This window comes from Streptomyces sp. 891-h, assembly GCF_022760275.1.
Taxonomy (GTDB): Bacteria; Actinomycetota; Actinomycetes; order Streptomycetales; family Streptomycetaceae; genus Streptomyces; species Streptomyces spirodelae.
Map to the genome: position 1 here is coordinate 3,957,614 of NZ_CP050693.1, position 11,783 is coordinate 3,969,396.

At 70.8% G+C, this 11,783-nt stretch carries 11 protein-coding genes and 1 pseudogene; 3 read left to right on the forward strand and 9 right to left on the reverse strand.

Translation table 11 applies throughout. From position 1 onward, the window contains the following. Positions 1 to 34: 34 nt before the first annotated feature. Positions 35 to 550 (reverse strand): hypothetical protein, encoded by a 516-nt coding sequence (locus HC362_RS17240; RefSeq protein ID WP_243084831.1) that lies wholly within the window; start codon positions 548 to 550, stop codon positions 35 to 37. Between the two features lie 163 nt (positions 551 to 713). Here HC362_RS17240 and HC362_RS17245 point away from each other — a divergent pair. Continuing rightward, positions 714 to 1,076, forward strand: a pseudogene (locus HC362_RS17245) (winged helix-turn-helix domain-containing protein); the annotation flags it as partial. Positions 1,077 to 1,174: 98 nt separating this feature from the next. Further along, positions 1,175 to 1,996 (forward strand): TetR/AcrR family transcriptional regulator, encoded by an 822-nt coding sequence (locus tag HC362_RS17250; protein ID WP_243084832.1) that lies wholly within the window; start codon positions 1,175 to 1,177, stop codon positions 1,994 to 1,996. Positions 1,997 to 2,077: 81 nt separating this feature from the next. Here the strand turns inward: HC362_RS17250 and HC362_RS17255 are convergent, their stop codons facing one another. The 3 genes from HC362_RS17255 to HC362_RS17265 form a co-directional block, all read right to left on the reverse strand. Next, positions 2,078 to 2,923, reverse strand: a complete 846-nt coding sequence (locus tag HC362_RS17255) for a YceI family protein (protein ID WP_243084833.1) — start codon at positions 2,921 to 2,923, stop codon at positions 2,078 to 2,080. A gap of 184 nt (positions 2,924 to 3,107) precedes the next feature. Continuing rightward, positions 3,108 to 5,609, reverse strand: a complete 2,502-nt coding sequence (locus HC362_RS17260) for an MFS transporter (protein WP_243088655.1) — start codon at positions 5,607 to 5,609, stop codon at positions 3,108 to 3,110. Positions 5,610 to 5,875: 266 nt separating this feature from the next. Continuing rightward, a complete protein-coding gene (locus HC362_RS17265) occupies positions 5,876 to 6,355 on the reverse strand; it encodes a MarR family transcriptional regulator (RefSeq protein WP_243084834.1) in 480 nt (159 codons plus the stop codon). A 226-nt stretch (positions 6,356 to 6,581) separates the two neighbouring features. Here HC362_RS17265 and HC362_RS17270 point away from each other — a divergent pair, with 226 nt between their 5' ends. After that, positions 6,582 to 6,806: a hypothetical protein gene (locus tag HC362_RS17270; protein WP_243084835.1), complete on the forward strand. Its 225-nt coding sequence runs from the start codon at positions 6,582 to 6,584 to the stop codon at positions 6,804 to 6,806. Between the two features lie 77 nt (positions 6,807 to 6,883). On the opposite strand, the gene HC362_RS17275 is transcribed toward HC362_RS17270, so the two are convergent. From HC362_RS17275 to HC362_RS17295, 5 genes are all read right to left on the reverse strand, one after another. Then, on the reverse strand, positions 6,884 to 7,780 hold the full coding sequence (locus HC362_RS17275) for a hypothetical protein (RefSeq protein WP_243084836.1): 897 nt from the start codon (positions 7,778 to 7,780) through the stop codon (positions 6,884 to 6,886). Positions 7,781 to 8,027: 247 nt separating this feature from the next. Next, the gene (locus HC362_RS17280; protein WP_243084837.1) at positions 8,028 to 9,026 is read right to left on the reverse strand and encodes an RNA polymerase sigma factor SigF; all 999 of its coding nucleotides are present in this window, start codon (positions 9,024 to 9,026) and stop codon (positions 8,028 to 8,030) included. A 199-nt stretch (positions 9,027 to 9,225) separates the two neighbouring features. After that, complete coding sequence (locus tag HC362_RS17285; protein WP_243084838.1) at positions 9,226 to 10,071, reverse strand: RNA polymerase sigma factor SigF; 846 nt, start codon at positions 10,069 to 10,071, stop codon at positions 9,226 to 9,228. Positions 10,072 to 10,377: 306 nt separating this feature from the next. Further along, positions 10,378 to 10,542 carry a hypothetical protein gene (locus tag HC362_RS17290; protein ID WP_209267574.1) on the reverse strand — a complete coding sequence of 55 codons (165 nt, stop codon included), beginning with the start codon at positions 10,540 to 10,542 and terminating at the stop codon, positions 10,378 to 10,380. A gap of 143 nt (positions 10,543 to 10,685) precedes the next feature. Beyond that, complete coding sequence (locus tag HC362_RS17295; RefSeq protein WP_243084839.1) at positions 10,686 to 11,633, reverse strand: NADP-dependent oxidoreductase; 948 nt, start codon at positions 11,631 to 11,633, stop codon at positions 10,686 to 10,688. Positions 11,634 to 11,783: the final 150 nt, after the last annotated feature.

Here is an 11,783-nt window from a genome sequence, read left to right on the forward strand (position 1 = left end):
CCGTGCCGGGGCCGTGTGAGCGGATGCGACGGGGTCAGTCGTGGATGCCCAGGTCCGTGCGCATCAGGTGGCGCATCGTGGCCAGTTCGGGGTCGCCCTCGGTGGTGAGGGTGTGGCGGACCGAGTCGGGGGTCTCGTCGGCGCGGGCGTGACCGCGGTCGAGGCGTTTGACGGCGGCGTCGGTCCCCGCCAGGACGCGGTTGACCGCGCGGGAGGCCTCCAGGATGTGTTCGGGGGCGATCATCTGGGCCTCCGCGTAGCGGTCGCGGTGGTCGAGGCGGGCCTCTTCCAGCGCGGTGCGCTCCTGGTCGGTGTAGACGCCGTCGCGCAGCCGGTGCAGGGCGTCCTTGAGGAGGGTGCTGAACTGACGGGAGGCGCGGTTCATCGCGGTGTAGGCGGCGCGGCGCTCTTCCAGGCGGCGGAGGCGGTCGGCTTCGGCGCGCTCTTCCTCGCGCTGCCGTGCGGCGACGCGCCCAGTGAGTACGGGGGCGAACAGGGTGCCCAGGACGCCGACGACGGCCGTGATCATCGCTGCTATGACTGCGCTCACCCTGCGACCCTAGGTCTTTCTCGGACGACAGGTCTTTCTCAGACGATTCACAGGCGCCCGCAACCCTTCTCTCACCCGGGCGTTCGAGGGTGGGGGCATGAGGCGGAGTGGAGTGGGCGGGGCGCGCGGGAGAGGCGAGCGCGCCCGGGAAGAATGTACGCGCCGGGCCGAGGGATTGCTCGTCGTCGGGGACCTCGTACTGGACGAGGAGACCCGGGAGGCGTGGCGGGGTGGGGAGCGGATACGGCTGACCGCCACCGAGTTCGAGCTGCTGCGCTTCCTGATGCGCAACCCGCACAGGGTGCTCAGCAAGGCGCAGATCCTCGACCGGGTGTGGAACTACGACGTGGTGCGGCAAGCCAACCTGGTGGAGCTGTACATCTCGTATCTGCGGCGGAAGATCGATGCGGGCCGGGGGCGGATGATCCATACGCGGCGTGGGGCGGGTTATGTCTTCAAACCCGGCGAGTCCGTCATACCGGCTTTCGGGTCGCCGAAGGCGGATGACGGGGCGGATACGGATTAGCATCGTGGGGTGACGGTCCGTGAGCCACCTGGGCCGTTGCCGCCCCGTTCCGTCTCTCCGACCGGCCTTCGGAGCCGGCCCCCGAAGGAGCGCGTGCCATGAGCGACGGCAGCCGCACGAGTCGGATGCGCAGGACCAGTGTGTGGCTGGAGGAGCGGTCCTTCTCGCGGCGCAGAGCCGCGGGGAGCGGGCAGGCCGAGGGGCTGGACCGGGAGAAGATCACGGCGGCCGCCGTACGGCTGCTGGACACCGAGGGGCTGGCGAAGTTCTCCATGCGCCGGCTGGCAGCGCACCTCGGCGTGACGGCCATGTCGGTGTACTGGTACGTCGATCGTAAGGACGATCTGCTGGAGCTCGCGCTGGACGCCGTCGAGGGTGAGCTGGAGGTGCCCGACGCGGACGCGGAAGACACGGACTGGCGCGAGCAGTTGCGGCAGGCGGCGTACGCGCTGCGCGGACTGCTGCGCCGTCACCCGTGGGCGTCCGGCACGCTGGGCAGCTTCCTGAACGTCGGCCCGAGCGCGATGTCCTTCCAACTGGGAGTGCGTCGGGTGCTGTTGCGCTCCGGGCTGCCCGAACAGCAGGCGGACGGTGCGCTGGCCGCGCTGTTCTCGTTCGTCTACGGGCACGCCGCCGTCGAGGCGAGCTGGCAGCGCCGGTGCAGCGAGGCGGGTGTCAGCTCGCAGGACTGTGTGGACGCGCTGCGTACAACGCTGGGCGCGCGCCCCGAGTACGCGGAGTGCGGCGAGGGCGCGGACGGAGAGGTCGTACGCCCCGTGGAGCAGCGGGACTTCGGCGTCGCGCTGGACTGCGTCATCGCGGGCATCGAGGCCATGGCACGGTACGGGCGCGGCACCGTCCCGCAGGACCGTGCCGCGCCCGTGATTCCGCCGCAGGCCGCGGCCCCCGAGGACCGCTGATTCCGGGGCCGCTGATTACGGACCGCTGATTACGCGCTGTTGATTGCGGACCGCTGATTCCGTCGTCTCGGCGGTGCGCCGTCAGAACGGCAGCGACTCCCCTTGCACCGCCTGGATGTCCAGGTCCACCCGCAGCGTCGTGCCGACGGCCGCGATCCCGGCCGCGACGACCTGGTTGTAGTTCATCGCGAAGTCGGAGCGCCGCAGTTCGGTCGTGGCGTGGAAGGAGGCGCGCAGCCCGCCCCAGGGGTCGGGGCCGCTGCCCAGGTAGGTCAGGTCCAGGTCGGACTGGCACACGACGCCGTGCATCTCGAGCTGGCCGCGTACCGTCCACCGGTCGGGCCCGGCCACGTCGATGCCGGTGCTCCGGTAGGTGATGTCGGGGTAGGACTCGACGTTGAGGAAGTCGCCGGACCGCAGGTGCTTGTCGCGCATCGCGTTCCCTGTGTCGATGGACTCCGCCTTGATGACGGCCTCCACGGACGACTTCTCCGGGTCCTGTGCGACCTCGATACGGCCGCCGAAGTCGGTGAACCTGCCGTGCACGCTGGTCATCCCCAGGTGCTGCGCCGTCGCGGCGACGGTGGAGTGCATCGGATCGATGGTCCACGGGCCCGGCGGCGGCAGCTCGACGCCGCCCTGCCGGGCGAGCACCAGGGTGCCCAGTTCCGCGCGTCCGGAGGCGGTGACCATCGCCGTGGAGGCGGCCGGCGCGTAGCCGACTGCCGTGGCGATGACGGTGTAGGCGCCCGGGGGCAGTGGCTCCGCGCTGCGGACGAACCCCTCGTCGTCCGCCTCCACCCGCAGCACCTGAGCACCGGTCATATCGGTGACGGTCAGCACGGCGTGCTGTACCGCCCAGCCGTCCCGGGTGCGCACTCGCGCCCGCACCCCGCCCGGGCCGCCTCCGCTTGCCCCGCCTGTCATCTCTTCCAGCTCCTTCTCGCAGTCGACGGGCCTTCGGCCTCGTCTCTGACGGGCCCCGGCACCCGGCGGCGGGCCGTCCCTTGCCCGCACCCGCTCAGCGCGTTTCCGGGCCGCCGGGACCCTTCCCCGAACCGGACCCGACGGCGCGCGCTCCGCTCGATTCACGCGCCGTCAGGACCCGGGGTCACTCGTCCGGGTGGTGCAACTCGATGTCGTACGCGTCCACTCCGGGGCCGGCCACGTGCAGGGCGTTCGCCTGGGGCGGGTAGCCGCTGGCGATGACCGAGTAGTCGCCGCCGTCCAGGTCGGTGAAGGCGTAGGCGCCGTCCTCACCGGTGGTGGACGTGGCGATGACGTTGCCCGCCGCGTCGACGAGCGTGACCCGCGCGTCCGGCAGCGGCCTGCGCTGCGCACCGGCCCGTACGGTACCGGTCACCCGGGCGCCCGCCGCCAGGTCGACGTCGCGCCGGGTGATGCCCTGGCCCTGGACCTCGACCGGGAGCGCCGTCGGCCGGTAGCCGTTGGCGTTCACGGCGAGCGTGAAGGTGCCGGTGACCAGCTCGTCGAACCGGTACTCGCCGCTCTCGCCCGTGACACCGGTGGCCAGCACCTCGCCCCGGACGTCCGTGACGACGACCATCGCACCCTGCACCGGAGCGCCGTCGACCACTCCGCGCACCTGACCCGCCAGGCCGCTGGTGCCCGAGAGCAGCAGGTCGTGGCTGAGCGGCTCTTCGCCGAGCACGACCGTGGACGCCTGCGGCTGGTGGCCGTCGGCTGCCGCGATCAGCACGTAGGAGCCGGGGCCTGGCGCGTCCAGCCCGTACGAGCCGTCCGCGTGCGCCACGGAGCGGCCGAGCTGGCGCCCGCTGAGCGAGATCAGTGTGACGGCCGCGCGGGCGACGCCGAGACCGTCGGCGTTGCGGACGGTGCCGTACACCCCGTGGCCGCTGGTCGGCAGGGGCGCCGAGGACTGGGCTGTGGCCATGGCTGCGTACTCCCTGAGCTGCTGGGTTTCGCCCCCCGTTGCTGCTGCTGCCGCCTGCGTCACGGCTGTCTGCTGCGTCACGGCTGTCTGCTGCGGGACGGCTGTCTGCTGCGCCACGGCTGCCTGCTGCGGCGCCGTGGCCCCGGCCTGCTCGGTGGCCGGTGTCGTGCCGGCCGGCTCGTCGGCCTGGTTCGCGGCGGTGGTCCGCAGCGGGACCTCCCGGATGAACAGCACGCACACCAGGGCCAGCAGCGCGACAGGCGCCGCGTACAGGTAGATGTCGCCGATGCCGTGCCCGTACGAGCTCTCCACGACGGTGCGGACCGGCGCGGGGAGCTTGTCCAGGTCCGGCAGCGAGCTGCCGCCACCGCCCGTGGCACCCGCACCGCCGGGCTTGATGCCCAGCTTGGCGAACCCGTCCTCCATGTAGTGGGTGATCCGGTTGGAGAGCACGGCGCCGAGCGCCGAGACGCCGACCGCACCGCCCAGCGAGCGGAAGAAGTTGACCGTGGAGCTGGCCGAGCCCAGATCCTGGGCCGCCACCTGGTTCTGGGTGGCGAGCACCAGGTTCTGCATCATCATGCCGACGCCGAGGCCGAGCAGCGCCATGAAGATCGACATGTGCCAGTACTCGGTGTCGTACCGCAGTGTGCCCAGCAGGCCCATGCCCGCGGCCATCAGCACACCGCCTGCGATCAGGAACTTCTTCCACTTCCCCGTACGGGTGATGATCTGGCCCGAGACGGTGGTGGACAGGAAGAGCCCGGCGATCATCGGGATCGTCATCACACCGGCCATCGTCGGCGACTTGCCGCGTGCCAGCTGGAAGTACTGGCTGAGGAAGACCGTCGCGCCGAACATCGCGATACCGACGAACAGCGAGGCGACCGACGCCAGCGTGATGGTGCCGTTGCGGAACAGCCGCAGCGGGATGATCGGCTCCTTGGCCTTCGACTCGACGAGCACGAAGATCAGCCCGAGCACGATCGCTCCGCCGACCATCGTGTACGTCTGCCACGACAGCCAGTCGTACTTGTCACCCGCGAAGGTGACCCACAGCAGCAGGGTGCAGGCCGCGGCGGCGATGAAGAACGCGCCGGCCCAGTCCACCTTGACGCCCGGCCGCTTGACGACGGGCAGGTGGAGCGTCTTCTGCAGGACGATCAGCGCGATGACGGCGAACGGTACGCCGACGTAGAAGCACCAGCGCCAGCCCAGCCAGCTGGTGTCGGTGATCACGCCGCCGAGCAGGGGGCCGCCGACGGTGGCGATGGCGAAGGTGGCACCGAGGTAGCCGCTGTACCGGCCGCGCTCCCGGGGGGAGATCATCGCGGCCATGATGATCTGGGCGAGCGCCGAGAGCCCGCCCATGCCTATGCCCTGGGCGACCCGGAAGGAGATCAGCATCCCCGGGTTCTGCGAAAGACCCGCGCCCGCCGAGGCCAGCACGAAGACGATCAGAGCTATCTGGACCAGCAGCTTCTTGCTGGTGAGGTCCGCCATCTTGCCCCACAGCGGGGTGGAGGCGGTCATCGCCAGCAGCGAGGCGGTCACGACCCAGGTGTAGGAGCTCTGGGTGCCGTTGAGATCCGAGATGATCTTGGGCAGTGCCGTGGAGACGATCGTCGACGACAGGATGGCGACGAACATGCCGAGCAGCAGCCCGGAGAGCGCCTCCATGATCTGCCGGTGCGTCATCGGCGCGGCGCTCTCGGCCGCCGTCGGGGCGCCGCCTGCCGCCGTTGTGCCGGTGCCGGTGCCGGTGCCGGTGCCGGTGCCGGTCCGGTCGGTGGCTGCCTGGCCCTGACCTGCCTGGTGCTGAGCCGCCTGGGCCCGGGCGTCGCTTGAGTGGCCTGACGACGCGGCGTGTGCCGCGTGCCGGGCCCCGCCGCCGGCTCCCTGCGCGGCGTCGCGAGGCCCCCCAACCGGCGGCTGGGATCGGGTTGTTGCCATTCGGCGTCCTTCTAACTCAGTGGTGCGGTGGTTTTCGTCTCGTGGGGTGACCCGCCGCGGGCGCGGCAGTCCCCGAAGCTCGTGCGGAGCCGGCTGAGCAGCGCGTTGAGCTGGGCGACGTCCTCGTCGCTCCAGTCGTGCAGGTGGGCGGCGAGCACCTCGGTCGTGTGTGCCGAGAGGTCCGCCAGGAACCGCTCTCCGCTCTCGCTGATCCGCAGCAGCCGGGACCGGCCGTCCTGCGGGTCGGGGCGCCGCTCGATCCAGCCGCGGTCGGCGACGTGGGTGACGTGCCGGCTGGTGACCGACATGTCGATCGCCATCAGCTCGGCCAGTCGGCTGGTGCGCATCTCCCCGTGCTTCTCCAGGAGTGTCAGGACGACCGCCGAGGCGGGCGGGCACTCCGGGGGGAGGCCGCGCGCCATCTCTCGTTTGACGGCGCCAATGGCGCTGATCTGCCGGGCCAGCTCCTCGTACTGACTGCGTTCGGCCATCTGCACCTCATGAACTTGTTGCTTAAGGCAACCATACAGATGGTTGGTTGCTGTAGGCAAATTGATTTCGGGCAACCTGGGCAAACTCTGAGTAAAGAGAGGGCCCCGAGGGGTAGGGGGCGCGGAGGTGTGTGAGGGGCGTACGAGGGGGCGTGTGAGGGAGCGCACAGTACCGGGCGGGGAGCCGCTGTGCCATCCGGGTGACGGTTCGCTAGGGTCCTGGGACATGGCTCACAACCCGCAGGCGCCGCAGGGTCCGGACGGACAGGGACACCCCGACCCGGCAGGCAGCACCCAGATGTTCCGCGCCTTCGTCGACGAGGGCACCACTCGCCCCGGCAGCAGGCAGGCCCCCGCCCCGGCCCCGGCCGGACCCCGGGTCGGCGTGATCGTCGGCGTCGTCGTCGCGCTCGTCGTGCTGGCCGGTGTCGCCTGGCTGGCCTTCTCCTGACGGTGTGAAGGGTGCCCCTGGGTCACGAGGGCAGCGCGCCGGCGTCGGCCGGGGCTCGGACCCGGTACGGGTGCTGGTCACTTCCAGCCGGAGAGCCGTACCTCACGCGTCTCGATGTGCATGCCCAGCGGCACCCGCCACGCGTCCACGCACACCGTCCAGGTCTTCTCCTTCTTCTCCCCGGCCCTGATCGGTACGGGCAGCGCGCGCGTGCTCTCGCGGGTCGCCCAGTCGATACCGAGCGCGCCGATGATGTGCGTACGGAAGGTGACCTTGCCGCCTGTGACCGTACGGCCGCCGGAGTTGGTGAAGCGGACGGTCACCTTCTCGCACCACCGGTCGTCCGCCTCGGCCCGCCGTGGTTCGCTCGCCCTCAGCACGGCCGGACCGCTCGGCGGGCTCGGCGCGTCGGGGCCGGAGGAGCCGCCGGACTGCTGACCGCCGCCGGGTGTGCCGGAGCCGGGGGATGCGCCGGACGCACCGGACGCACCGTTTGTGCTGCTGTGGCCCTGCGAGCCCGACGGGCCCGTGGAGCCGTTCGAGCCGCCTGAGCTGCCCGAGCCGCCCGACGGTGCGGAGCCGGACGCTCCAGCAGGGCCCCCGGTGGCGCCGGCGGCCGCGCTTCCGTCCGCCCCTTTCGAGGCGTCACCGTCGTCGTCGCCGTCCCCGCCGTGGTTGGCGTCGTCGGCCTTCCCGCCATCTCTACCGCCGTTGCGGTTGCGGTTGCCGCTGCCATTGCTGTTGCCGTCGCCGTCACCGGGCAGCGGCACCATCCGCACCTTGTCGTCCGGCTTGACGGGCCCTGTGCCGTCGCCGCTCCGCCCGGACGGGTCCGCCGCGCCGACCGCCACATAGCCGTCGTCCCCGCCTCCGCCGCACCCGGCGGCCAGCGGTGCCCCGAGACATACGAGAGCCGCCGAGGCGGCTATCCGAATGCCTCGACGGCTTCGCGTCGTGCTCCCCTGGCTTCGCATGGCGACAGTGTCACTGACGCCTCGTCAGAAGTGAACCCTCCGTCAGCGAGCCCAGGTGTCCCAGGTGTCCCGGGCATACCAGGGGTTCCAGGTTTCCCGGGTGTCCCTTTCCCGGGCTTCTCCGCACTCCCAGTTCGCGTTCCTGCCTTGGGCCGCACCCCTCTCATCCGCTCGGTGGCCGACTTCGCGGATATCGCTTCCGGTGCTTCTTCCGGTATCCCCCGCAGCACTCCGCCCCCGTCCTCGGTCAGTCCTCGGCGATCAGCCCTTCGCGCAACTGTGCGAGCGTGCGGGTCAGCAGCCGGGAGACGTGCATCTGGGAGATGCCGACCTCCTCGCCGATCTGCGACTGCGTCATGTTCGCGAAGAAGCGCAGCATGATGATCTGCCGCTCCCGGGGCGGGAGCTTGGCCAGCAGGGGCTTGAGGGACTCGCGGTACTCGACGCCCTCCAGGGCGCTGTCCTCGTATCCGAGCCGGTCGGCCAGCGAGCCCTCGCTGCCGTCCTCCTCCAGCGCGGGGGAGTCCAGCGAGGAGGCGGTGTAGGCGTTGCCGACGGCCAGCCCGTCGACCACGTCCTCCTCGGAGACGCCGAGGCAGCCGGCCAGCTCGCTGACGGTCGGGGAGCGGTCCAGGGTCTGGGACAGCTCGTCACTGGCCTTCGTCAGCGCCAGCCGGAGCTCCTGGAGGCGGCGCGGCACCCGCACCGACCAGGAGGTGTCGCGGAAGAAGCGCTTGATCTCCCCGACCACGGTCGGCATCGCGAACGTCGGGAACTCCACGCCGCGTTCGCAGTCGAAGCGGTCGATCGCCTTGATCAGCCCGATGGTGCCGACCTGGACGATGTCCTCCATCGGCTCGTTCCTGCTGCGGAAGCGGGCCGCGGCGTAGCGGACGAGGGGGAGGTTCAGCTCGATGAGGGTGTCTCGTACATACATCCGCTCGGCCATGTTGGCCGTTTCCGGGGACTCGGCCGCCGCCTTGTCGAGCGCGGCCAGTCGCAGGAAGAGGGAGCGGGAGAGAGTGCGGGTGTCGATGGAGTCGCCGGCGGGCACCACCGTGGCCCCGGCGAGCTCGGCCGGTGCGGCGCCCCCCGCGAGGTCCGGTGCCGCGCCCGCGAGGTCGTCCGGCGCCACCTCGTCGAGTATCGGTGGCACACTGCCGGGCTCGGTGGGCCCGGGAGGTGCCCCCGGGGTCGGGGACGTGTTCTCGGCGAGCACCTTGGAGCTGCCCAGTTCTACGGACATGCCACCCCCTTGAGGTCGCGGACGGTCGCTGCGGCGCCCTCGGCTGAGAGGGAAGCACCTCCCCCTCCATACCGGGCACGCCACTGCGGCAAACGCAGCTCTTGCAGAATGTCACAAGTAGGCAACGCGACGTAGCCTCATGTCGATAAAACTGCACAGTTGAGGGCGCTGATGCGGAAGTTGAGGTCGCTCGAACCGGTTACGCGTCGATTCGATTTGCGGCCCGCAGCCGGGCGAAGCTGCGCGAGAGCAGCCGCGAGACATGCATCTGCGAGACCCCGAGCTCGGCGCTGATCTGCGACTGCGTCAGATTCCGGTAGTACCGGAGCAGCAGAATCCGCTGCTCCCGCTCGGGCAGTTGTACGAGCAGATGGCGGACGAGGTCGCGGTGTTCGACCCCGTCGAGCTCGGGGTCCTCGTAGCCGAGCCGGTCCAGCAGCCCCGGCATCCCGTCCTCGCGCTCCTGCGCCGCCTCCAGGGAAGTGGCCCGGTAGGCGCGGCCTGCCTCGATACAGGCCAGCACCTCCTCCTCGGTGATCTTCAACCGCTCGGCGATCTCGGCCGTGGTCGGAGACCGCCCGTGCAGCGTCGTCAGATCCTCGGTGGCGCCGCTGACCTGCACCCACATCTCGTGCAGCCGACGTGGGACATGCACCGTACGGACGTTGTCGCGGAAGTAGCGGCGGATCTCGCCGACGATCGTCGGCATCGCGAAGGTGGGAAACTGCACCCCGCGCTCGGCGTCGAAGCGGTCGATGGCGTTGATCAGCCCGATGGTGCCGACCTGGACGACGTCCTCCATCGGCTCGTTCCTGCTGCGGAAGCGCGCCGCCACGTACCGCACCAGCGGCAGGTTCGCCTCGATGAGCGCCGCGCGGATGCGCTCGTGCTCGGCCGAGCCCGGCTCGTGCCGGGCGAGTTGCTCGAAGAGGGACTGCGTCAGCGCCCGGGTCCGCGCGGCTCGTTCCCGCTGCGCTTCCGCGGGGGAGGAGGCTGGTTCGGCGTCGCCGGAGGGAGTCTGGGTGGGGGTACGGGTCCCGTCCACTCAGCCACCACCCCTTACGGTGCAGATCTGTCCTGGTCGATCGCTTCGACTGCTGCGCTTGATGCGCGTGCTGTGCCTGCTGTGTGTGTTTTGCGTGCTTCGCCTGCGTCGCCCGCGTCGAGAATGCGGGCGCGATTCATCAGCCAAAAAGCGGTCATAGCATCACAAGACATGTGCACCCTGCGCAAGCACCGTATAACTCCGTGTTGCTTGCCAGTTGCGCCCGGAAGCGCCTGGTCGAAGGGGCGAGCGGTACCCGGGCAGCGGGTCTGGAACAGGTGTCTCAGCGGGGTGGAGCGGGGGGTCTCAGTTGACGAGGGAGGTCATGAACCGGCCGACACCCTGTGCGGCGCTGGAGATGCCCTCGAAACCTATCTGGACCAGATCGGCCGCGCGTTCGGGGGACGTGATGATCGTGTACAGCACGAAGACGACAAGCACATAGCCCGCGATCTTCTTCGTCTGCGCCATCGCGCTGTCCCTCCCCCGGGCGTCCGACCCCCCGGGCGTTCGATCATCGACACCTTGAACACCTGTGCGGCTGTGTGAGTGTAGCGGGAACCGTGAGGCGCCAGCAGGTGAAAGAGTGACCCGCGGACTTCGGGGGACCCGGCTCAGGGGAGGAGGACGGTTTTGCCTCGGGCGCCGCCGGCGCGGTTGCGGGCGACTGCGCCAGGGGCCTGGTCGAGCGGGACCTCGGCCTCGATGGGCACGGTCAGCGGGCCGCTGTCGATCTCGTCGCGGAGCCGCTCCAGCAGCTCCGCGGAGGCCGCGATGTGGTAGTTGATGCCCTCGATACCGCGCCCGTACAGCGCGTCCACCGACGCGGCGTCCAGCGTGGAGACGGCCACGCCGCCGTCCCGTACCAGCGCGGCGTGCCTCGCGAACTCCTCCGGCGAGACCGAGCCGAGGTCCACCAGCGCGTCCACGCCGCGCGGGTACTCCTCCCGCAGCGCTTCCGCCAGCTCCTGTTCCCGTACGTCGATGGTCAGCGCCGCACCGAAGGCGGCCATCCGGGGCTGGTCGTGCCCGTGGGTGGCGGCCACCACGCGCAGCCCGCGCGCGGCGGCGAGCTGGGTGAGGAACGTGCCGACGCCGCCCGCCGCACCGATGATCAGCAGGCTCTCGTACGAGCGCAGCGCGGCCGAATCCATGATCCCGAGCGCCGTCATCCCCGCCGTCGGCGCCCCCGCGGCGGCGGTCAGCGGGATGGCGGCGGGGGCACGCGCGATGCTGCCCGATTCGTTCACCACCACGTACTCCGCGTACGTCCCCCGGCCCACCGGCTCGCTCACCACGTGCCCGAACACCTGCTCGCCCGTGATGAACCGGTACGTCTCCGGACCGGCACTCTCCACGACGCCCGCGAAGTCGGCGCCCAGCACCAGCGGGAAGTCGTACGGAACCAGGTCCTCCAGCATGCCCTCGGCGATCTTCCAGTCCAGCGGATTCAGGCCCGCGGCCACGACCCGCACCAGTACCTCGCCCTCGCCCGGTTCGGGCCGCCGCGCCTGCAGGACCTCGGGCCGCCCGTTCCGCTCGCGCACACCGACAGCACGCATCAACCCGCGCCTCCCTGCTCCCCCCTGGGACCAGCGGTCGCTCTCAACGTACGACAGCACGCGGCCGTCCGCAGATCGCCGCCCGGCTCCGGCACCGTACCGGCGAATACCGGGGGAAATCCGCGTACGGTATTCGGAGCAATCGGGACG